The sequence below is a fragment of the Legionella septentrionalis genome, assembly GCF_003989745.1.
Taxonomy (GTDB): domain Bacteria; phylum Pseudomonadota; class Gammaproteobacteria; order Legionellales; family Legionellaceae; genus Legionella_A; species Legionella_A septentrionalis.
The window spans coordinates 15,296-36,739 of sequence record NZ_RZGS01000018.1 but is presented as its reverse complement, the minus strand read 5'-3'; the positions used below and the strand labels follow the sequence as shown (position 1 = coordinate 36,739).

Genomic DNA, 21,444 nt, shown 5'->3' with positions numbered 1-21,444 from the left:
TGATGTTTAAGACTGATATTTCCTACCAACCTGAAAAAACGCTGATGCGCATTACCAATGACATGAGCATTTGTCAAAGCGATTACCCATTGGATTGGTACCAAGAGGAATTTATTCCTTACGCCGAAGAATATCTGGCGTTGCCCGATCGCAAGCTCACTACAGTTTTAGCTTGGATGAAACCTTACCTTCAAAAAGCGCAGGATTATTTTGGCGATAAATTATTGCTGCTTGCTCATTATTATATGGGCGGGGATATTGTACGTCTGGTGGAACAATTTGGTGGTAAGATTGGTGACTCCTACCAATTGGCATTAATGGCTGCCAATCATCCGGAAAAATCGGTGATTATTGAATCCGCCGTGCATTTTATGGCGGAATCCATTGCAATTCTCGCCCAACCGCAGCAACACGTGTACATCACTAATCCTAAATCAGGGTGTACCATGGAAATGCTGGCGAAAGATTTTATGGTGGAGCCTGCGTTTATGGATTTAAATGAACGCTATGGTGCGGAAAATATTTTACCCGTCTGTTATATGAACACATCCGGACGAGTAAAAGCGATGACTGGCGCACAAGGGGGCGCAGTATGCACCAGTTCAAACGTTAAAAAGATTTTTCAATGGGCGCAAAAACAAAACAAGAAAATCTTGTTTATCCCAGATCAGCATATGGGCGAAAACGTAGCCTGGTGGCTCGGCATGCAAAACATAGCCTATTGGCCCGGCGGAACCGCGGGTGCACAGTATTCCCTGGCGGACCAAGATAAACAGACTCTGGCTGAATTTGATAAAGCAGAATTGATCCTGTTTGCCAGCCAATGTGCGGTGCATACTTATTACCAGCCTGAAATGTGTGAATATTGGCGAGAAAAAGGGTTTACTACCATCGTTCATCCGGAATGCCGCAATAGCGTCGTGCGTATTGCGGATCATGCGGGCTCCACTGCTTTTATTTGGGATTATGTGGTGCATGATCGTGCAGGTACCTGCCAATATGCCATAGGCACTGAAAACCACATGGTCGAAAATTTAAAGCAATATTGTAAAGCACTGGGAATCACCGTAGTCAATTTGGCAGAAATGCCGAAACCGCATGATGAAATCAACTTGGGGTGCGGTTGCGCCACTATGTCGCGCAATGATCCACCGCATTTGGTAGGCTTGGTTGATTTGCTGCGCCAAGGTAAACCGATGCCATACAATGAAGTGAAGGCAGGTGATGTGGTGAATGAATTTAGTGGCACCAGGAACCGTTTAAGCAGCGGTGATCAACAATGGGTAGTTGAAAATGCTAAGAAAGCATTACAAAAGATGATTGATATCACCGAAGATAAAATTTAAACAAGCTGGCTCGCAATTTTAAAGAATTAATGCACCTTTACTGCTGGGTCTTGCGGCCCAGCTTACTTACCTAGCCTGGTTACGGTTATCGTTTAGTTTTAATTAAATTATCTGCTTCCGCAATATAAGCCGCACGCTTGTGTCGATCAAATAAGCACAATACGCGGCTTGGCTGATTTTTCATATGCGCTTGTGGATAATTACCTTGCATAAGCAGTGCATCCATTCCTGCCTTATCATCATAAGTGACGATACTTCCGACTGCTTTTACATTGCTTAAATGGGCAGCTGCTGCACATTTGCTCATGACTTCTTTTTCGTGTTTTGCCCAAGCATCTGCGCTGGAAGCTTGCATACTAAAAGGCAAGAGCAGTAAAAAAGCATAAATCAAAAAAAGTGTACGTTGCATGAAAAACCTTGTAACTTTTAGGCAAATCTTATGATAACTGGAAATTTCTTCGTTGTAATCAAATCGGCGTTGCTTTCTATCCAGAATAAATTTTTTTGAAAAATAATCCTGCCGTTTCTCCAGAAATAGGCTTACTGAAATGATAGCCTTGAATGACATCGCATTGGTGTTCTTTTAAGAAATTAATTTGTTTTTGGGTTTCCACTCCTTCAGCCATCACATCGAAATTTAAATTTTTTGCCATGCTGATGATGGCTTTAATAACGATTTCATCATTTTCATCTAAAGAAATATTTTTTATAAAAGAAGGATCGATTTTCAAGCCATCAATCTGTAAAGTTTTTAAATAATTTAAACTTGAGCGTTCTGTGCCAAAATCATCTACAACAATGCGCACTTTTAACTCTTTTAATTCATTGATCATATGCAATACTTCGCGGTGACTTAAAATTAAATTTTCAGTGATTTCAACATCGATAAATTGCGGCGGGACTCTGTATTTACGTAAAATACGCCCCAACTGTTTGGCAAAATCAAACTGCCTTAATTGTTGCATGGCTACATTGATGGCAATACGGATGGGCGGCAGGCTCATTGCTTTCCAGTCTTGAAACTGCTTGCAAGCTGCTGCTATCACCCATTCACCCAGTGGTATAATTAAGCCGGTTGATTCTGCAACAGGGATAAAATCAAGTGGTAATATTACCCCTTTCTGGGGGTGCGCCCAGCGAATCAATGCCTCTGCTGATAAAATATCAGGCTTATCCGGGTGTAGCTGCGGCTGAAATAATAAGAAAAATTCATTATTCTCAATAGCACGCTGTAATTCTTCTTTCTGGCTTAAGCGCTTCATACTTTGTTTATTAAGCGCATTAATATAGAAACGAAATTGGTCTCCACCTCTCTCCTTGGCATAATACATGGCCAAATCTGCATTGCGTAACAATTGTTTCGCAGTCTTGCCGTCTTCTGGATAAAGAGCTATGCCAATACTTGCATTTAAATGAACGGTTTTATTTTTTATGCGGAAAGGTTTCTGGAAGGAAACTAAAATTTTATGGGCGATATTCACGATGTCTTCAGGTTTATTCAATGCGGAAACAATCATTACAAATTCATCGCCGCCAAAGCGGGCCAGCGTATCGCTGGCCCGCACCAGTAAACCCAATCGCTTCGCCACAGCATGAAGTAATAAATCGCCAAATTCATGCGACAAGCTATCGTTGATTAATTTGAACCGATCCAAATCAAAAAACAAAATAGCAAAAGAACCTCTATCGCGTTTTGCCGCTATGATGCTTTGCTCGATGCGATCAAAAAGGAGGATACGGTTCGGCAAACCGGTTAAATAATCATGAGTAGCACGAAATTTCAATTTTTGTTCTAAATGCGTGCGCTCGGTAATATCATGAAAAATCCATACACGCCCTACTATTTTCCCTTCTGTTTGATACGGTTGTGAGCGACACTCAATAATTGCCCCATTTTTACAGCGCACAATTTGGCGAAACGACTCTGTAATATGTTTCCTTAATTGTTGCATTTGATATAAATACGTTCCTGGGTCATTCAGGCATTGCAGAATATACTGGCAAATTTCTTGCTCATTTTTATTGATGGCTTCAGGAATTTTCCAAATTTTCAAAAAACTTGTGTTATAAATTAAGATTTTCCCGTGTAGGTCGACTACTAAAATTCCTTCTGCCGTGGATTCAAACGTTGCTTTTAATAGCGATAGGGATCCATTCGGGTTAATCTCGCTCGCTTGCTCGGTCAGAACAGAAAAATAACGCTCAGCTTGTTGCAAGAGCAACCATTTTTTAATTAATGTGCGCGCGAGCTCTTGGATAGAAAAAGCATCCACTGATTTTTGCAGAATCAGCAAATTATCATACAAGTTTAAATCGTGTCGTACCCTGTTCCCATTCTTCGCGGGATCTTGTATGAAAAGAATGACTTGCAGCGTATCATCCGCAGTTAACATTTGCCGAATAACATCCAAGCCTTTAATGACTCGCGAGTCACTAATATCAATAAAAACCAGAGAATACCCTTTCTTTTCCTGGGTAGCCGATTGTATTTTCTTAAGGCCTTGCTTCAGGGTAGATAATTTTTCAATTTGCAATGAGGGGAAATTTTTATCAAAATCTGCAACTTTCGCTTTGTTTTTACCCAAAATATCAGCCATGTCCCTTTGGGTGACCTCATCACCCTGAATGATGACAATGCGAAAGTGATTTTGATCCATTTTTCCCCCGTACTCATGGAAATTCCCAGCACAGAGGAAATCCATTTCCTGCTCGGGAAACACGAAAATACCTTATATGCAGTATAGTACAGGCATCAACCATAAAGGCGGGATAAAATTATCAAGCGGGATAGAAGACACACCCCACAATTGAATGGGTGCATTCATAGCCGGCTGTGCTGCGGCGCCAATTATTTTCTGCAGGTGCAGGGATTTTTACAGGAACTTGCCACCAGATGGAATAATAACCAATGGAAATAGCATAAGTACAAACTATGCCGCGCCCGCTTCCTGCCAGTAAAATATTCGCTCGGATAAAATGTGCGTTTTCCTCCCCCTGCGGCTGATGTTCGGAAAATGGATTAACTTCCCAAGGCAGAGGCACTTCCCCCCATTGCAATGAACTGTGGTTAGGATCAGGACATATGGTTGCGACGCTTGATAATGGAGTTAATGAGCACAGAGCAGCTAGTAAAATAAGTGTTTTTTTCATAATCTTGCATAATTGCATAAAATAAGGTTTTTATTTTATAGGAAATATAAAATATTTACCGCAACCCATTGTGTCTATAATGTTCTTTGCTATAATGGGCGCCTGTGCCGGGGTGGCGGAATTGGTAGACGCGCCGGATTCAAAATCCGGTGGTGGTGACACCGTGTGGGTTCGAGTCCCACCCTCGGTACCAAGATTTTAATGTGTCTGGACAAACATCAGGTTTGTAAGGTCCAGAATACATTCAAAGCATCGCCATATTGTAAGGGTTTGATAATATGGCCTCTTACGTTCATACCCTCCATTGCCAACTTATCTTCTGTGCCAAACGAACCCGTTAAAATAAACACGTCAATGTCGGTAAAATCTGGATTCGAACGCAGGGTTTGCAAAAATTCAATGCCGCTCATTTTAGGCATGTTAATGTCGAGAAGAATAATTTTGGGATGTATTTTGCTTTCTTCATTACGGCCATAAAGCATGTCCAACGCTTGGCCTCCACTCCTAGCTACCACAATTTGCAATAAATCATTTACCTTTTTAAATTCCCGTTGCATGTTTTTGATATCCACTTCGTCATCTTCCACATACAAAATATCAATGTCGCGTTCTGTAACTCCCATAATCAACTCTCCTTGCGGCACGCCTACTAGTGCATAAAGCGAACATTGATTAATATTCTATCCTTAGGCACTCTACATGAAGGGGAAAATTTTTAATTTTTTGCAGTATTCTTTAATTAACTGCTTTTCTAAAGTATAACATACTAGAATAAATGCGTGGCTTTGAGTAACTTTCATAGCGAGAGGTTAGGATGACCTTATTTGACATGGCAGTACATATCTTGTTGGTAGAAGACGATGAAGTGGATATTCAAGATATTCAAAGAACATTTAGGAAAAATAAAATCTCAAATCCGCTGCATATTGCCCGTAATGGTGTGGAAGCTTTAAATATGTTATTAGGGCTAAATGGCGAGCAAAAACTGTTCCCTACGCCACAAATCATCTTGCTTGACATCAACATGCCGAAAATGAACGGCATTGAATTTCTAAAAAAAATGCGCAGCAATCCGGATCTTAATTCCCTTCATGTATTCATATTAACCTCGTCTAATGCCGAAAGGGACAAAATGGCCGCTTACAAGCTGGATATTGCCGGTTATATCGTTAAACCATTGCAATTTTCAGATTTTACCCAAGCGATTTCTTTTTTTAATCTTTACTGGACCCTGCTCGATTTTGCGCACAAACCGGAATAAATTTAAGCCTCTGGATATTTAGGCCATGTAAAGGAGAAAGTGGTACCCTCTCCAACTATAGAAGCCACTGAAACCATCCCACCTTGTGATTCCACTATTTTTTTTACAATGCTCAAACCAATCCCGGTAGCTTCCAATTCATCCCTGGAACGCAAAGTTTGAAAGATCATGAAGATTTTATCAAAATATTCAGCTTCTATACCGGGACCATCGTCGGTGACAAAAAACTCATAAAACCGACCCCAATCTCTGACATCAACACTGATCACTCCATGCTTGCGCTTGTGATGTTTAAGGCTATTGGCTATTAAATTGGAAAAAACCTGGCTTAAGGGAACTTTTGCAGCCCGGAATGTAGGCAAATGTTCGGAGTAAGTTATTTTGAATTTTTTATCCGGATCTAATAAATCAATGATTTCATCTAATAATTCTTTCGTATTCACCACGTGGATATCCAAATCCACGCGACCTGCTCTTGAATATTGTAAAATCCCATCAATTAAATTGGACATGCGGTTAATCCTTTGCCGTAACAAAAGGAGATTTTCTTTGGAAGCATCATCCAAACGTTCTCTATTATCTTCTTCAATCCAGGTGGCTAAACGGTCAATCGCACGCAAAGGCGCTTTCAAATCATGAGAAGCCACATAAGCAAATTGCTCCAGCTCTTGATTGGTTTTTAACAATTTTTCTTCCGTGCGCTGTTTTTCTGTGATGTCTTTTGAAATGATGACGTAACCAATGGGCTTACCTTCATCGTCACGACGTACGCTTACGGTAACCGAAGCGGTAAATCGCGTACCGTTTTTGCGAACGCGCTCAAACACGCCTTCGGCTTTGCCATTTTGATAAGCCGTATCGAATAAAGTTTTAACTGCACCTGATGCAATATCTTCGGGTGTATGCAAAATATTTATGGTTTGCTTCTTCACCATTTCATCAGCAGTATAGCCATAATTACGCCTGGCTCCCTCATTCCATACTAAAATAAGCCAATCCAAATCGATGGCGATGATGGAATATTCAATAGAACTTTCTAAAATATTTTGTAGAGTACCCTTAGCGTAACGCTCGTCTACAGGTTGGGTTGACGTACTCTCTAATTCCAAAATACGTTCATTTAATGTTTGGTTGATTTTATATTGTGCTGAGAGCGTTTCTTCAAGTTGCTGCTTTAATTGGTAGAGTTCTGAAAGTTTTTTTTCGCAAATTTCTTCAACTTGTCTCCTCGCTTGCATTTCTTCTTCGAGATGTCGCTGCAAACGCTGTAATTCATTCATACTCTTGCCGCCTTATGGTCAATGCCCCTGGTGATGGATTGTGTCCCTTCTGTCTTAAATTATAGGTTAAATTTTGTCCAATTCTGGCAAAGTGTCTGCCTCTTTAATCCCTTCCGTTGAATTTGTAAAATCCCTAATCAAAAGCAAGAATGGCAAAAAGCCTAATGCAAATACCACAGAGAGTTGATATAAACCGATCCAACCAAACATGGATTGCAAACCGGCTGCAAATGGACCCGAAATAATGCGCGGCAATGCGGACAAGGAAGCCAGAAGCGAAAATTGCGTCGCCGTGAAACGTCTGTCCACAATGCGCATCAATAGTGCTACCAATGCAGTAGAACCCATGCCTGCTGCAAAGTTATCAAAAAAGACGGCAACGGCGAACAGTACAAGATTTTTTCCTACGATGGCCAAAGCTACAAATAAAATATTCGTCAATGCCTGTAATAATCCAAAAACCAGCAATGCGCGATAAAGAGACCAGCGCATGAGTAGCACACCGGCAATCAAACCGCCTAACACGATAGCGCCAATCCCGCAAATCTTATTAATGTATCCGATCCAATCTAAGGAAAACCCAATTCCCTGAATTAAGAAAGGCATGACGATCCCACTCGTTGTCGCAGTAAACGCTTCCCCTAATTTGTAAAAAAAAATGAAAAACAATAAAGGGATAATATTTTTGCGCGTCATTAATTCTTTAATTGGCGCCGCCAAACCGCCAAATCGCATGTCTTGGGCATGATAGTCTAATGAAGGCTCCGGGCTATAAATTGTGGCAATCACGCCGATCAACATCAGAAAACCCATAATGCGATACGTGCTAGCCCAACCCAATTGCTGTGCCATTACCAAGGCCAACCCTCCGGAAAGCAGCAATGCCAAGCGAAAACCTAAGACCGCTACCGAGGCACCCAATCCTTGTTCAGGAGGCGGCAAATATTCCGTACGATGCGCTTCAATAGCCATATCCTGCGTAGCGCCGACACATGCCAGGACAAAGGCCAGGACACCTAGCATCATGGGCGTGCTATCTGGTGAAAACCAAGCCATTATATTAAATCCAAATAACAGCAAGAGTTGTGTTGTAAGTATCCAACTGCGTCTTTTACCCATGGGTAAAATCGAGTACTTATCTAAAAAAGGGCCCCAAATGGTTCGGTATAAATAAGGCAACCCCAACAAACTTAATGTACCTGTGGCTAAAACAGACATCCCAACTTCAGCAAACCAAGCTTGCAATGTGCTGCTGAGTAGCGACAAAGGGAGTCCTGAAGAAAAGCCCAAGATAAAAACAATCAAAAGGCGCTTGTTCATGCTTGAAGGCTCATAAAATGTGGGTATTTGCGGGTTAATGAGACAATCTTCTTTTAAGTGGGACCAGAAATCTGGTCCCCCAATGATCAATCCGAGTTTAGCGCTGGCGGCTCACTCTTTAAGCATCACTTTTCTTAACAGACAATAAGTGGATTTTAAAAATTAAGGTTTCATTAGGACCAATTGGACCGCCTACCGTACGAGGACCATATGCCAAATCGGCAGGGACATAGATTTCCCAGGTTGAACCGGAGGGCATTAACTGCAATGCTTCCGTCCATCCAGGAATCACTTGCGACAATTTAAACGTAGCTGGTTTACCCGCTTTATCTGTGCTGTCAAACACTTCACCATTGATTAAACGGCCGGTGTATTCCACCGTAACGGTATCGTCTTTTCCTGGCTTATCGCCCGTACCTGCTTTAATGATTTTATATTGCAAGCCGCTTGGCAGAGTAACAACCCCCTCTTTAGCCTTATTTTCTTTTAGAAATGCTTCGCCTTTAGCTTTATTTTCTTCAGCTTTTTTATTGAATTCGGCGGTACGTTTTGCCATTAAATCGTGTTGAAATTTGCTTAATACTTCCCGCATTTGCTGCTCAGTCAACAAAGACGGAGCGTCATTGATTCCATCTTGCAAACCTTTAGTCAGAGCCTCAGGATTTATATCAATCCCCTGCCGTTTAAAATTTTTACCCAAGTCAATTCCTATACTATATGACAATTTGTCTACGTCGCTATTCAGCGAAGGAGCAGTGGTTGCAGCCATTGTCGTGGACATGGCTAAACCCATGGCAGCAGCGACCAGTTTCATTTTCATAAACAGTTCCCCTTAGTCTTTCCATAAATAATGTAATACCGCTCTGACTAAATGTTTTAGTTACAACATTTTAATTCTGAGGTATATTGCAAAATGCCCAGCTATTTTGCCTAAATTCAAATAGAATTGCTAGCACAGCCTTAAATCAAAAACTGAACTTTATTGCCTATGTCAACATCCAGTACAGTGCTCAGTGTGAGCCAATTGAATCAGCACGTACGTCAGCTGCTCGAATACGACGTGGGTGAAATCTGGGTCGAAGGGGAAATTTCAAACTTAAGCAAACCTTCTTCTGGGCATTTTTACTTCACATTAAAAGACACGCATGCACAACTGCGTTGCGTTTATTTCCGCAATCGGCATGGTAATGGATTTAACGCATTGCAAAATGGCCAACAAGTCATTGCCGCAGGAAAATTGAGCCTCTACGAAGCTCGCGGTGATTTCCAACTTATTGTGGAGCAGTTAAACGAAGCCGGACAAGGAAATTTATACCGGCAATTTGAACTATTGAAAACCAAACTGGCTGCTCTAGGCTTGTTTGATCCTGCACGCAAGAAAATCATTCCAAAATTTCCACAATGCATCGGGGTGGTAACTTCAGCAACTGGAGCAGCCTTGCATGATATTTTAACTACTCTGGCGCGGCGTTTTCCAATTACACCCATCGTGGTGTATGCGAGCGAAGTGCAAGGGAAGCACGCAGCGCCGCAGTTGATTGCGGCTTTGCAAAAAGCCAATGCGCATGCGCGTTGTGATGTACTTATTTTGGCTCGAGGCGGCGGCAGTCTCGAAGACTTATGGGCATTTAATGAAGAAAGTTTAGCTCATGCAATTGCCAGCAGCCAAATACCCATTGTCTCAGGCGTTGGTCATGAAACTGATTTTACTATAGCTGATTTTGTAGCGGATTTACGGGCGGCTACCCCTACGGCCGCAGCGGAAGCTGTTACCCCAAACCTACTGGATATAATTGTGCGCCTGGAAACCTTGCAAGCACGCCTTATTGCAGCGATCGTCCGTTTGCTCCAATATAAGCGCTTGTTGGTTAATCATGCCATCCATAAAATTTCATCGCCGGGCAAATTGATTATTAGCCACTGGCAATCTTTGGACTATTTAAAAAATTGCCTCGGGTATCACATACAGCAATATTTAGGAGTGCAAAAACACCGCGTGAATATTGCGCTTAAACATTTGCACGCACAAAACCCAGTGATCTTGGTACACGAAATGCGGGCGCGAGTGCAACAGCTTGAAAATAAACTAATTAAACAAACGGAATTTTTATTTCAGCAATTGAAACAGCAATTTATTAAAAAACTAGCTACATTGCATGCGGTAAGTCCTTTAGCTACACTCGATAGAGGCTATGCCATTGTGACGCATAAACAACAGATTCTCTTTGCTTGCGAGCAAGTAAACTTAGACGACATCATCCATATCCAACTGGCTAGAGGTAAACTCATCGGCAAGGTAATTGATAAATAAGCCATAGACAAGAAAATAGCCTTAAATCTTAAGCGCGGACAGGAGAGTAAAATGAATTTTGGATATCGCTTTTTAACTAAACTACTCGCTTTTTTCTGTTTAACCTGGATACCGATAAGTAACGCAAGCTCGCTTCCTGAAAATCATGCCGTCAACGGCGGCCTAACCATTATCCCTATTGATGCTGCAGAAAAGCCGGAAGTATTTTTCGATAAGCACCGCATTGCGGTGGCCAAAAGCCCTAACCCAAATCAATGGCTTTTAATCGTAGGTTTGCCGCTTGAAAATACTCAATCAGTCCGCGAATTGGAAATGCAAAAACCCCACTCCGCCAAAATTCCCTTTTACATCAGTGATAAGTTTTATAAAACACAATATTTAACCATTGAAGACAAACGGAAAGTTGAACCATTGCCAGAGGATCAAAAACGCATTGATGAAGAAAATAAAAAACTGGCGGAAATTTTTTCTCATTACAGTTTGGCAAATCCATTTGCACAAGAATTTAAAGCCCCGGCCAATGGCCCTATCAGCAGTTTTTTCGGCTTAAAGCGGGTTTATAATAAGCAGCCGCGACCTCCTCATGTTGGACTGGATATTGCAGCGCCAGCCGATAGCCCAGTGCATGTCATCTCCCGTGGTACGGTGGTGGATGCCGATGACTATTTTTATACGGGTAATACCGTGATTGTGGACCATGGTATGGGGATTTTTTCCTTATATGCTCATTTAAATAAAATGAATGTAAAAAAAGGAGATACTGTAGAACAGGGTGCAGCCGTAGGTACTATTGGCATGACTGGACGTGCCACCGGCCCTCATTTGCATTGGTCAATAGTAATGAATCAAACTTATATTGATCCTTTGTTGTTTGTTCCTTTACGCAAGATTAGCATTGCATCTTCTCCCCCTAAAAAAAGTAATAAGGCACCAGCCAAAAATGAAATCAATGCAGAGGCAAGCAAAGAAAAAAGCAGTTAAAGTATGGTAGAAGAATTAAATACAAGTCTGAATTTGATTATTGACCAAACAAAAAATAATTTTCATACGTTAGCAATTATTTTAACGATTCTCTGGTCAATTTTTTTTATCAGTTGTCTTAATCAGCAAATACTGACGCTGGGTATCATTCCCAGACGAATAAAAGGTCTTCGCGGCATCTTTTTCGCACCTTTTCTTCATGTCAATTTTAATCATCTTTTTTTTAACTCCATTCCATTAGTCGTTTTGAGTAATTTTTTATTAATAAATGGATTAAATTATTTTTTATGGATTACTTTGGCGATTGGACTTTGCAGCGGATTATTGCTGTGGCTATTTGGAAAAGAAGGATTGCACGTTGGGGCAAGTGGCATCATCGCCGGCTACTGGGCTTTGTTGGTGAGCGATATTTTTCGCCAGGGAACATTAGTGGCTATTATTCTTGGCGCTTTGAGCGCTTATTATTTCGCCGGAATTTTTTTCAGCGTCTTTCCTAAAAAAGGCATTTCCTGGGAAGGACATTTATTTGGTTTGGTTTCAGGACTCTTCTTAAGTTATTTAATTTCTAATACTGAGTTAGTTAGTTTTTTTCGCTAAAAAATCCTCATGGTAACTAATTTGACCTATAGATGTTGGGTTTAACTATTATCTAATTGCCCGTTTAGGCTGAATAGGCGGTAAAATCTAATGTGGTTTGATATCGATATAAATCGGATTCAAATGCAAAAAACAATAAATAATGACATTTTTTGAAAAGAAAATTGTGATGCCAACAATTAAAATAACTTAAAATTTTCCTCAAAAAAGGCAAGTAATTTCCTTATGAAATACTAAACTATACTTTTTCCTTCCTAATGTTACCTTAATCAAGGAAGTATATACTTAAGATTTTACCAGTTAAGTACTGTTTATGCACACCATATTAATTCAATTAGCCGAAGCTTTTGGGCATCCCCATCCGGAGGGAATCTGTAATAGCATTTCTATACGTTGGTTAGAAGCTTCCCTGTGTGGAGAAGAGCACATATTTAATGCGCGTATGCAATATTTAAAAAATTTTTATAATAAGGTAATTTCTGAAGAATTGAGCATAAGCGAGTTTATTAGTGCACTAAAAAGCAAAAAAAATTCACTTTCGTCTGCAGACCAATTGAATTGGGACATGCTAGCCTTTTTTGACAGCCTGGAGCTTTATCAAAATCCTTATATTTATTCCGAATTATTTAATAAAAATATCTCTCAAGATAAACCACATTTAATTTCCCCGTTTGCCTCATCTGAGTCAATACTTATGCATGGTGGGCTTGCTCGTATTTTAAATGATTCAGGACTATATACGGAAACAGAACTAACCAATTACTTAAATAAAATATTTTTATGCTTTATAAAACATCTTTCTCAGGGTGATGTGATTGGAATTATTTTAAAAAACTACAATCATACTTTAACCTTAACATATAAAGCAGGAGAAGGATGGACTTTATTGAATATCAATGATTATCCTGCAAAAAAATTTTCAATAAAAAATACTGATTTGTTAGCCAAAGAAATCATTTCAGGTTTTAAAACCCTTGGCGTGGATACTGTAGATTATACGGCGTGTAATGCATCAGTTTTTGTTACTAACAATTATAATAAAAAGAATGAATTGACAAAATCATTTATAGAATTTCAAAAAAATAAGATCTTTACACCCGAAATTGCAAATCGAAAAATTACTCAGGATTTAAACTTGGGTATCGCCTATCTAGCTGTACTGCTCAATGACGTGAATACACTCGCGCGTATTGCGAAATATGTTGAATTAAACAATACATCCAACGGAAACACATTAGTTTCAATAGCCGCGGCTCATAATTTTCCCGAAATTTTGGCGGTGCTTGGAGCCCATGGAGCCAATATGAATGTATATGATGCCAACAGCTTTACCCCCTTACATACAGCTATTCTTTTAGGGTATGAAAATATTGTTAATATACTTTTAAAGTACGGCGCAGATTTACATCAAACTGATAGTAAGGGTCGGAATTTATTGTTTACAGCAATCGCTTCACAGCCATCCTTTATTTCTTTGCTGCTGGAAAAGGGAATTAATCCTAATCAAGAAGACAACAATAAAACTACAGCATTATCATGGGCTGTATACAATGATTCCCAAGAGAGCGTGAATAGGCTTTTAGAAAATAAAAACCTCCAAAATATTAATAAAGCCAATAATTATGGTTGGACACCGGCTCTTTTTGCAGCACTGAATGGAGATCCTCAAATCCTCAGTAAGCTATTACTGCGTGCTAATTTTCTATACTCTCATAAAGTTACAAACACCTCCCTGCTTCTTTTCGTGCGAGAATATTTTAAAAAAAGAGATGAGGAAATACCGTCAACGATAAAAACAAATTTAAATAAATTGTTTAGCCGACAGAATAATGATCAATATACCTTCATTAGTCCTGAAGAATTAGCTGAAATGATGGGTCATGTAGGGGTGGCACAACTTATTAAAATTACAAATGTAGTAGCGCAAAGTTCCAGTGCTTCATCATCCTTTTTCAAATCTAAAACGGAGGAGAAAGATAAGAATTCTTCCAATGGAAATAATCTCCATACACTCTCACGTTGAGAATTGTTTAAAAGGTATAGGGCGTTGTCCTAAACGATTGCTTTTTAAAGGCTCATCATGAAATCCGGGGGCAAACAAACCATCATGAGCAATCGAGGCAATCCAAGCTGCTAACTTAAGTGCAATATGAATTGGGGTATTTTTTGTAAATCTCGCTGTGTTTTTTTTGTAATTATAACGGTATATATGTTCACGCTTTAAAGTCCCAAACCTACAGGCAGACTGCACTCTAAATTTGGGTACAATCAAGTGAGTTGATATTTAGAGGTTAAATAAACAACCGTTTTGTGGGCAAGACAATTCTCATGCAGAGCGGTCACCGCAATTGACTCGTATTTCGTAATCTCTTTGCATTAATTTAATTAAAAGGTAATTTATACTATAATTTCCCCCTTTTTTGACTTATTTATTAGCCATATGACCACTGCACCGATCCTTTTACCTAAAGAAATTAGCTCCAAGGAAAGTTGGGGACAGCTATATGGTTGCAGCCTCACATTGGCTTTGGCTGAATATTGCCAACAAAAAAAAGGAATTAAATTATTAATTGCTCCTGATCACTTAAGCGCAGGACAAATGGAAGCCGAACTGCGTTTTTTTCTGGGAGAAAATGAAAATCAACAAGAAATACTCATTTTTCCAGACTGGGAAACCCTACCTTACGATCAGTTTTCTCCTCATCAGGATATCATTTCAGAGCGTCTTTTTACGTTAAGTCGTTTGCAACAAACAACCGATGCCATTGTAATTAGTGCAGCAAGCACCTTGATGCACCGTTTATGCCCTCCTGAATTCTTGCACCAATATGTTTTAGTATTGCAAGAAGGACAAACGCTGAACATAGAACATTTCCGACAGCAACTGCAACAAGCTGGCTATCATTGCGTCAATAAGGTACTGGAACATGGCGAATTTGCAATCCGCGGCGCTATTATCGATCTTTACCCGATGGGAAGCCCCCTGCCTTTTCGTATCGAACTATTTGACGATGAAATAGAAAGTTTGCGCCGCTTTGATCCTGAGAATCAACGTACTATTGACAAGATCACCCACATCCATGTTTTGCCTGCGCGGGAATTCCCCCTAAATGAACAAAGCATTACCTTTTTCCGGCGAGCTTTCCGCGAGCAATTTACAGGCAATCCCAGTCAATGTCCTGTCTATGAAGCCATTAGCGAAGGACAATTCCCCAATGGAATCGAGTATTATCTACCTCTTTTTTTTGAACACACGGCAACTTTTTTTGATTATCTGCCTAAAGACGCCACTGTCTGTTTAATTGAAAATACTCCAGAGAGAGCTGAACAATTCTGGCACGAAGTGCAAACTCGCTATGAGCAACGCAGTTATGATATAACCCGGCCGATTCTCAAACCTTCCAGAGGATTCTTAACGCCAACGGAACTGCTTACATTCGCCAACCAATATACACAATTAAGAGTTTATCATTCCCCCATTGAGCGCAAAGGACGTATCGTTAATTTTAACGTAGGCAATCCCCCTGCTTTGCCTATCGAACGCCATTTGGAACAACCACTTTCGCGCCTTTGCGACTTTTTAGCAGATAATGCACGGCGTTATCTTTTGGTGGTTGAAAGTGCCGGCCGCCGCGAAGTTTTGCTGGATTTGCTAAAACAAAGCAATTTATTTCCAAAAATCCAGCCTTCTTGGTCTGCTTTCTTAAAAGACGATGCAAAAATCAATATTGTCACGGGGCCGCTTATCCAGGGAGCCGAGCTTTTAGAACAAGCCCTTTCCATTATTGTTGAAGCCCAACTCTTCGGAGAGCAAAGTATCCCGCAAAGGCGAAGCAGCCAAAAAAGTATCGACCCGGACTTAATCATCCGTGACTTGGCAGAATTACGCCTTGGAGCGCCGGTTGTGCATTTGCAATTCGGAGTGGGACGCTATCAGGGATTGCAAACTTTAGAAAGCCAGGGAGAAGTGAGCGAGTTTCTGGTTTTAACCTATGCAGGCGATGATAAAATTTATGTTCCCGTAACTTCCTTGAATCTGATTAGCCGTTATACCGGTGCAGACAGTGAACATGCGCCTTTACACCGGTTAGGCAGCGATCAATGGCAGAAAGAAAAGAAAAAAGCCGCGGAAAAAATTCATGACGTCGCCATTGAATTACTGGATATTTATGCCAAGCGGGAAGCAAAACCCGGACATGCCTATCAATTGGATGCCGTGGATTACCAACGTTTTGTCAGCGGTTTTCCTTTTATTGAAACTCCAGATCAAATACAAACCATCAATCAAATCATTGAAGACATGCGCTCTGCACGCCCCATGGACAGATTGATTTGCGGCGATGTGGGTTTTGGAAAAACGGAAGTTGCCATGCGTGCTGCTTTCATTGCAGCGCAAGATGGCAAACAAGTTTGTGTGCTGGCACCTACAACTTTGTTGGCTGGGCAACATTTTGAAACCTTCAGGGATCGTTTTGCTGACTTCCCAGTGCAAATTGAATTGCTGTCTCGTTTCCGCAGCGCTAAAGAATCTGAAAAAGTAATTGCATCCTTAAAAAATGGCAATGTGGATATTGTCATCGGCACGCATAAGCTTTTTCAAAAAAACATAGAATTTAAGAACTTGGGTCTGTTAATTATTGATGAAGAACATCGCTTCGGGGTGAAGCAAAAGGAGTACATCAAATCTTTGCGCACACACGTGGATATTCTTTCCATGACGGCAACCCCTATCCCTCGTACCTTGAATATGGCGATGGCAGGCATTCGCGATGTCTCTTTAATCTCCACTCCCCCTGCCAAACGGTTGGCCATTAAAACCTTTTGGCAAGAAAGGAATGACGTGGTGCTGAGGGAAGCTATGCTGCGTGAAATTCTGCGTGGCGGGCAAGTATTTTTCTTACATAATAATGTGCAAACCATCGCTCGCATCGCCCAGGAACTCGAAGCACTGGTTCCCGAAGCGAAAGTGCAAATAGCACACGGACAAATGCGCGAGCGCGAACTCGAGCGTATTATGTCTGATTTTTATCACCGCCGCTTTAATGTTCTTGTCTGCACTACAATCATTGAAACAGGCATCGATATCCCTACTGCAAATACAATTATCATTGATAGAGCCGATAAATTTGGCTTGGCGCAACTCCATCAGTTACGCGGTCGTGTAGGGCGCTCGCACCACCAGGCTTATGCCTATCTCTTAACCCCTGATAAAAAATTACTAACTACAGATGCCGTTAAACGGCTGGAAGCCATTGTCTCCCTGGAAGATTTGGGAGCAGGATTTACTCTCGCCACCCATGATTTGGAAATTCGGGGTGCAGGAGAATTATTAGGGGAAGAACAAAGTGGTAATATGCAAGCTATTGGCTTCAATTTATTTATGGAAATGCTGGATAGAGCCGTCAGCGACTTGAAAGCGGGCAAAACCCCAGAGTTGGCCGCCCCCATGCAGCAAGGGCCTGAAATCGAACTTAAGATAAGCGCTATTATTCCTGAAGATTATATTGGAGATATTCATACCCGCCTAATCATGTATAAACGCATTGCTAATGCGAAAAACAAACAACAATTGCGCGACTTGCAGATTGAAATGATTGACCGTTTCGGTTTATTACCACAACCGGTTAAACACTTGTTGTTGGTTACTGAGCTGAAATTGCTGGCTGCAAAGCTTGGCATAGCACGCATCAGTTTGGCAGGGCAAAATGGAAAAATTGATTTCAATGAAGCTCCAAATATTGATCCCGCTACTTTAATTAATCTGATTCAAGTTCACGCCAAACGCTATCAATTGGAAGGGCCAACCCGTCTAAAATTTGCATTGGATAGCACGGGTAATGAAGAAAAAATTCATGAAATCAGCTCATTGCTGCTGAAATTGATGAACAAGGAACTGGCAGCAGAAATACAAAGCCATTAAAAGCCGCCTACTGCTGCTTTATTTTAAAACTCTACAATGATTATGAATAGCCGTTGCTGCAATGGCGGCTTGCCCTTGCGCAACACAGACTTGATTTAAGCTGGAAACAATATCGCCGACGGCATATAAACCTTTGAGCGAAGTTTGCTGATGTTTATCCACGATAAGGCAACCATCTTTTTGCTTCACCTCCATGTGTTGCACCAGTTTATTATTCTTAACTGACCCGAGTGCCGAATAAATACAATCAAACCGCAAGGTTTGCCCGTTTTTGAACGTAACATGAGTGCAATCTGATAAATTAATTTCCACGATATCTTCTGTAATGATTTTTAATCCTGCTTGCGTGATTTTTTGTAACTCCGCCCTGCTCCATGCAGGTGATTCCCCCATGGTAATCAAGGTAATATGCGGGCTATAGACTCTTATAAAAAGAGCCTCGCCAAGACCCATGGCTCCTCTTCCTAAAACAGCGATGTCCTTATCGATCACTTCAAAACCATCACAAATAGGGCAATGGCGAATAAGGCCACACTGCACGGCATTTGTGACATTCGGTAAATTAGGTTCTACATCTTCTACCCCTGTTGCCAAAATGATATGTCTTGCCGTTTGCGTACTGGTTTCACTGGCTATGTAGAATTTTTCTGCATCCAATTGCTTCAATTCCTGTACTGGCTCATAAATGATGGGAACTTCATACACGCTTAATTGTTTTTTAAGTCGTCGCAATAATTCTTCGCCCGCAATACCTTTCGGGAAAGCCGGATAGTTGTGAGAAACCGGAATGCGCAGAGCGCGGCTTTGATTTGCATCATAAATCACTACTTTGCGCCTGAATCGTGCCAAATAAATAGCCGCAGTAAGTCCTCCAGGACCACCGCCAATAATGATGCAGTCATATTCTCCTTTTTGCTTGCTCATCTTTCCCTGTATCTATCTTCCCTATACCATACTTATGCTAAAGTATAGTCCGTGCAAATTTTTTTGTTTATTTTTTTGACAATCACTCATTTACTTTCTATAGTCATAATGTAGGCCGAATGAATTTTATAGTTCTTTATAGTTCTTTCGGTCACAGCAAAACCACCTTTCGAGGTGGTTTTTGCTATGCTGAACTGGAACGCTGCCTCATCACTTGTTAGTTATTCTTAAGTCTTACATTTCAATAATCACTTTTAACGCTTTGGAAGTAGCGGCATTACTAAATGTTTCATAGGCTTCTACAATTTCATCAAATTTAAAGCGGTGACTGATGAGCATGGCTGGATCGATGACCCCGGATTGCATGGTTTTTAATAGCATGGGAGTAGAAAAAGTATCGACTAGCCGGGTGGTAATCGTAATGTTATGTGACCACAGCCGTTCTAAATGCAGATCCGCTTTAACGCCATGTACACCTATATTGGCAATCACCCCGCCCGGTGCAACGATGTCTTGGCAAAGCACAAAAGTGGCAGGGATACCCACTGCTTCAATAGCAGTATCTACGCCCACGCCGCCAGTCAATTCCATGACTTTTTGAGTTGCATCACTAAGGCTGCTGTTAATGGTTTTAGTAGCGCCCAACTTTTTAGCCGTCTCAAGGCGATGCGCATCGATGTCGATTAAGATCAATTCACTTGGTGAATAAAATTGTGCCGTTAATAAAGCCGCTAAACCAATGGGACCTGCACCCACTATCGCCACGGATTGGCCTGGCTGTATTTTGCCGTTAAGCACACCACACTCAAATCCGGTAGGTAAAATATCGCTCAACATAACCAGGCTTTCGTCCGCCAAGCTGGAAGGAATTTTATAAAGGCTGGTGTCGGCATGAGGGATGCGTACGTATTCTGCTTGAGTTCCATCCACCGTATTCCCAAGCATCCAGCCACCCTGCGTGCAATGGGAATACATACCCTTCCGGCAATACGGGCACTTACTGCATGCGGAAATGCATGAGATCAATACGCGATCCCCTTTTTGCAAATTGATAACGCCAGCACCTACATCTTCAATAATTCCCACGCCTTCATGTCCCAGGATGCGCCCTGGAGTACAACTGGGTACATCTCCTTTAAGAATGTGCAGATCAGTCCCGCAAATAGTCGTTTTAATTACCTTTACCAAAGCATCATTTGCATCCGTCAAATTCGGCTTTGGGCAATTTACCAACTCTTTTTTACCAGGGCCTCGATAAACAAGTGCCTTCATAGTCTGTCCTTGCTTCATTTTTTATGTTCCATTTATTTTATTCATTGGGTGAAAGGCTAATATTAATTATAGAGGCAAATAAAAATAGAAAGTAAAGTAAATCACATGCCACCAAGGAGGGAAGCATGCCATCATTTCACCACATCTTATTTGTAAGCCATGGCGTTAGGGATGAAACTCAGGCAATCGGGCAAGCAATCAAACTTGCTTGTGCCAATCAGGCACAACTGGACGTATTGATTACCTGCCCTCCTTTTCCAGATACTCTTAAGGAATACCGCGCGTCTTATGAAGAATCTTTGCTTGAACGAATGCAAAAAACCATTAAGGCTGCCAAAACAAACCTCCACATTTCGAAAAATAAAATACCGGTGCATATTGAACTTGAATGTGGGAATACTCCGGCTGTCCGCATTATTCGACATGTGCTGCGCAATAACTATGATCTCGTGGTAAAAGAGGTAGAAACCAATGAAAGCAACAAGGGATTTAAGGCACTTGATATGGAATTATTGCGCAAATGCCCTTGCGCGTTATTTTTATATCGCCCTTTTAAACAGGAGTCTCATAAAACCCGTATTGCCGTAGCAATTGATGCCAGTGAACAAGAAACCGCAGGACAAGATTTGGCCTTAAGATTATTGGATATTTCTCAGTTGCTGGCAAAACATTATGAGGGGAACTTAACCATTATTTCCTGCTGGGATTTTGCGCTCGAAAATTACTTGCGCAATAACCTGTCGGCCGCCATATCCAATGCCGATTTGGATGCAGTGATTGCGGAAGAAAAAATCTCACATGCCCGAGCCCTGCAAGTGCTCATTAAGCAATCAAAAATTAGCAGCACCTGTCGCATTGAACACTTGAAAGGACGCCCCGAAAATCTTATTCCTGCATTTATTACGGAGAAAAAAATTGATGTTTTGATCATGGGTACGGTAGCCCGTACCGGCATTTCAGGTTTTTTCATTGGCAATACTGCAGAAAATATTTTGCAAAAAATTGATTGTTCGCTACTGGCTTTAAAACCTCAGGGCTTTGTCTCCCCTATTAAAGCCTACTGATAAATGAGAGCGGCAACC

17 protein-coding genes and 1 tRNA gene are annotated in these 21,444 nt (G+C 41.0%); 9 read left to right on the top strand and 9 right to left on the bottom strand.

The features are described 5' to 3' along the window. Positions 1 to 2 precede the first annotated feature (2 nt). The gene (nadA, locus tag ELY11_RS07355; protein ID WP_127032849.1) at positions 3 to 1,346 is read left to right on the top strand and encodes a quinolinate synthase NadA; all 1,344 of its coding nucleotides are present in this window, start codon (positions 3 to 5) and stop codon (positions 1,344 to 1,346) included. 85 nt (positions 1,347 to 1,431) lie between these two features. On the opposite strand, the gene ELY11_RS07350 is transcribed toward nadA, so the two are convergent. The 3 genes from ELY11_RS07350 to ELY11_RS07340 form a co-directional block, all read right to left on the bottom strand. Next, the gene (locus ELY11_RS07350) at positions 1,432 to 1,755 is read right to left on the bottom strand and encodes a hypothetical protein (RefSeq protein ID WP_199737719.1); all 324 of its coding nucleotides are present in this window, start codon (positions 1,753 to 1,755) and stop codon (positions 1,432 to 1,434) included. Between the two features lie 76 nt (positions 1,756 to 1,831). Then, positions 1,832 to 4,066 carry an EAL domain-containing protein gene (locus ELY11_RS07345; protein WP_127032847.1) on the bottom strand — a complete coding sequence of 745 codons (2,235 nt, stop codon included), beginning with the start codon at positions 4,064 to 4,066 and terminating at the stop codon, positions 1,832 to 1,834. Positions 4,067 to 4,124: 58 nt separating this feature from the next. Then, entirely contained in the window at positions 4,125 to 4,496 is a 372-nt protein-coding gene (locus tag ELY11_RS07340) for a DUF3757 domain-containing protein (RefSeq protein ID WP_127032845.1), read from the bottom strand. A 106-nt stretch (positions 4,497 to 4,602) separates the two neighbouring features. On the opposite strand from ELY11_RS07340, the gene ELY11_RS07335 reads away from it, so the two are divergent. After that, positions 4,603 to 4,689, top strand: a tRNA-Leu gene (locus ELY11_RS07335). A gap of 25 nt (positions 4,690 to 4,714) precedes the next feature. Here the strand turns inward: ELY11_RS07335 and ELY11_RS07330 are convergent. Next, positions 4,715 to 5,119, bottom strand: coding sequence for a response regulator (locus ELY11_RS07330; RefSeq protein ID WP_126954139.1), 405 nt, complete (start codon positions 5,117 to 5,119; stop codon positions 4,715 to 4,717). Positions 5,120 to 5,325: 206 nt separating this feature from the next. Here ELY11_RS07330 and ELY11_RS07325 point away from each other — a divergent pair, with 206 nt between their 5' ends. Next, on the top strand, positions 5,326 to 5,757 hold the full coding sequence (locus ELY11_RS07325; protein WP_233579728.1) for a response regulator: 432 nt from the start codon (positions 5,326 to 5,328) through the stop codon (positions 5,755 to 5,757). 2 nt (positions 5,758 to 5,759) lie between these two features. Here ELY11_RS07325 and ELY11_RS07320 read toward each other — a convergent pair whose 3' ends face one another. The 3 genes from ELY11_RS07320 to ELY11_RS07310 form a co-directional block, all read right to left on the bottom strand. Next, positions 5,760 to 7,037 (bottom strand): sensor histidine kinase, encoded by a 1,278-nt coding sequence (locus tag ELY11_RS07320; RefSeq protein ID WP_126954141.1) that lies wholly within the window; start codon positions 7,035 to 7,037, stop codon positions 5,760 to 5,762. A gap of 66 nt (positions 7,038 to 7,103) precedes the next feature. Continuing rightward, positions 7,104 to 8,357 (bottom strand): AmpG family muropeptide MFS transporter, encoded by a 1,254-nt coding sequence (locus tag ELY11_RS07315; protein WP_126954142.1) that lies wholly within the window; start codon positions 8,355 to 8,357, stop codon positions 7,104 to 7,106. Positions 8,358 to 8,475: 118 nt separating this feature from the next. Then, positions 8,476 to 9,177: an FKBP-type peptidyl-prolyl cis-trans isomerase N-terminal domain-containing protein gene (locus ELY11_RS07310; protein WP_199737717.1), complete on the bottom strand. Its 702-nt coding sequence runs from the start codon at positions 9,175 to 9,177 to the stop codon at positions 8,476 to 8,478. Positions 9,178 to 9,345: 168 nt separating this feature from the next. On the opposite strand from ELY11_RS07310, the gene xseA reads away from it, so the two are divergent. From xseA to mfd, 5 genes are all read left to right on the top strand, one after another. Then, positions 9,346 to 10,668 carry an exodeoxyribonuclease VII large subunit gene (gene xseA / locus ELY11_RS07305; RefSeq protein ID WP_126954144.1) on the top strand — a complete coding sequence of 441 codons (1,323 nt, stop codon included), beginning with the start codon at positions 9,346 to 9,348 and terminating at the stop codon, positions 10,666 to 10,668. A gap of 51 nt (positions 10,669 to 10,719) precedes the next feature. Next, a complete protein-coding gene (locus ELY11_RS07300) occupies positions 10,720 to 11,649 on the top strand; it encodes a M23 family metallopeptidase (RefSeq protein ID WP_126954145.1) in 930 nt (309 codons plus the stop codon). Between the two features lie 3 nt (positions 11,650 to 11,652). Continuing rightward, entirely contained in the window at positions 11,653 to 12,246 is a 594-nt protein-coding gene (locus ELY11_RS07295; RefSeq protein WP_126954146.1) for a rhomboid family intramembrane serine protease, read from the top strand. Positions 12,247 to 12,559: 313 nt separating this feature from the next. After that, positions 12,560 to 14,269, top strand: a complete 1,710-nt coding sequence (locus ELY11_RS07290; RefSeq protein WP_127032843.1) for an ankyrin repeat domain-containing protein — start codon at positions 12,560 to 12,562, stop codon at positions 14,267 to 14,269. A 417-nt stretch (positions 14,270 to 14,686) separates the two neighbouring features. Then, positions 14,687 to 18,166: a transcription-repair coupling factor gene (gene mfd, locus ELY11_RS07285; RefSeq protein WP_127032841.1), complete on the top strand. Its 3,480-nt coding sequence runs from the start codon at positions 14,687 to 14,689 to the stop codon at positions 18,164 to 18,166. 18 nt (positions 18,167 to 18,184) lie between these two features. On the opposite strand, the gene ELY11_RS07280 is transcribed toward mfd, so the two are convergent. Then, positions 18,185 to 19,090: an NAD(P)/FAD-dependent oxidoreductase gene (locus tag ELY11_RS07280; RefSeq protein WP_126954149.1), complete on the bottom strand. Its 906-nt coding sequence runs from the start codon at positions 19,088 to 19,090 to the stop codon at positions 18,185 to 18,187. A 234-nt stretch (positions 19,091 to 19,324) separates the two neighbouring features. After that, the gene (locus ELY11_RS07275; protein ID WP_233579727.1) at positions 19,325 to 20,380 is read right to left on the bottom strand and encodes a zinc-dependent alcohol dehydrogenase family protein; all 1,056 of its coding nucleotides are present in this window, start codon (positions 20,378 to 20,380) and stop codon (positions 19,325 to 19,327) included. 107 nt (positions 20,381 to 20,487) lie between these two features. On the opposite strand from ELY11_RS07275, the gene ELY11_RS07270 reads away from it, so the two are divergent. Beyond that, positions 20,488 to 21,426 carry a universal stress protein gene (locus ELY11_RS07270; RefSeq protein ID WP_126954151.1) on the top strand — a complete coding sequence of 313 codons (939 nt, stop codon included), beginning with the start codon at positions 20,488 to 20,490 and terminating at the stop codon, positions 21,424 to 21,426. Positions 21,427 to 21,444: the final 18 nt, after the last annotated feature.

Coding starts and splice junctions, on each gene's coding strand:
- ELY11_RS07300 (WP_126954145.1), top strand. CDS start 10,720: ATGAATTTTGGATATCGCTTTTTAACTAAACTACTCGCTTTTTTCTGT.
- ELY11_RS07290 (WP_127032843.1), top strand. CDS start 12,560: ATGCACACCATATTAATTCAATTAGCCGAAGCTTTTGGGCATCCCCAT.
- ELY11_RS07350 (WP_199737719.1), bottom strand. CDS start 1,755: ATGCAACGTACACTTTTTTTGATTTATGCTTTTTTACTGCTCTTGCCT.
- ELY11_RS07315 (WP_126954142.1), bottom strand. CDS start 8,357: ATGAACAAGCGCCTTTTGATTGTTTTTATCTTGGGCTTTTCTTCAGGA.
- xseA (WP_126954144.1), top strand. CDS start 9,346: ATGTCAACATCCAGTACAGTGCTCAGTGTGAGCCAATTGAATCAGCAC.
- ELY11_RS07280 (WP_126954149.1), bottom strand. CDS start 19,090: ATGAGCAAGCAAAAAGGAGAATATGACTGCATCATTATTGGCGGTGGT.
- ELY11_RS07295 (WP_126954146.1), top strand. CDS start 11,653: ATGGTAGAAGAATTAAATACAAGTCTGAATTTGATTATTGACCAAACA.
- ELY11_RS07325 (WP_233579728.1), top strand. CDS start 5,326: ATGGCAGTACATATCTTGTTGGTAGAAGACGATGAAGTGGATATTCAA.
- ELY11_RS07330 (WP_126954139.1), bottom strand. CDS start 5,119: ATGGGAGTTACAGAACGCGACATTGATATTTTGTATGTGGAAGATGAC.
- ELY11_RS07270 (WP_126954151.1), top strand. CDS start 20,488: ATGCCATCATTTCACCACATCTTATTTGTAAGCCATGGCGTTAGGGAT.
- ELY11_RS07340 (WP_127032845.1), bottom strand. CDS start 4,496: ATGAAAAAAACACTTATTTTACTAGCTGCTCTGTGCTCATTAACTCCA.
- nadA (WP_127032849.1), top strand. CDS start 3: ATGTTTAAGACTGATATTTCCTACCAACCTGAAAAAACGCTGATGCGC.
- ELY11_RS07310 (WP_199737717.1), bottom strand. CDS start 9,177: ATGAAAATGAAACTGGTCGCTGCTGCCATGGGTTTAGCCATGTCCACG.
- ELY11_RS07275 (WP_233579727.1), bottom strand. CDS start 20,380: ATGAAGCAAGGACAGACTATGAAGGCACTTGTTTATCGAGGCCCTGGT.
- ELY11_RS07320 (WP_126954141.1), bottom strand. CDS start 7,037: ATGAATGAATTACAGCGTTTGCAGCGACATCTCGAAGAAGAAATGCAA.
- mfd (WP_127032841.1), top strand. CDS start 14,687: ATGACCACTGCACCGATCCTTTTACCTAAAGAAATTAGCTCCAAGGAA.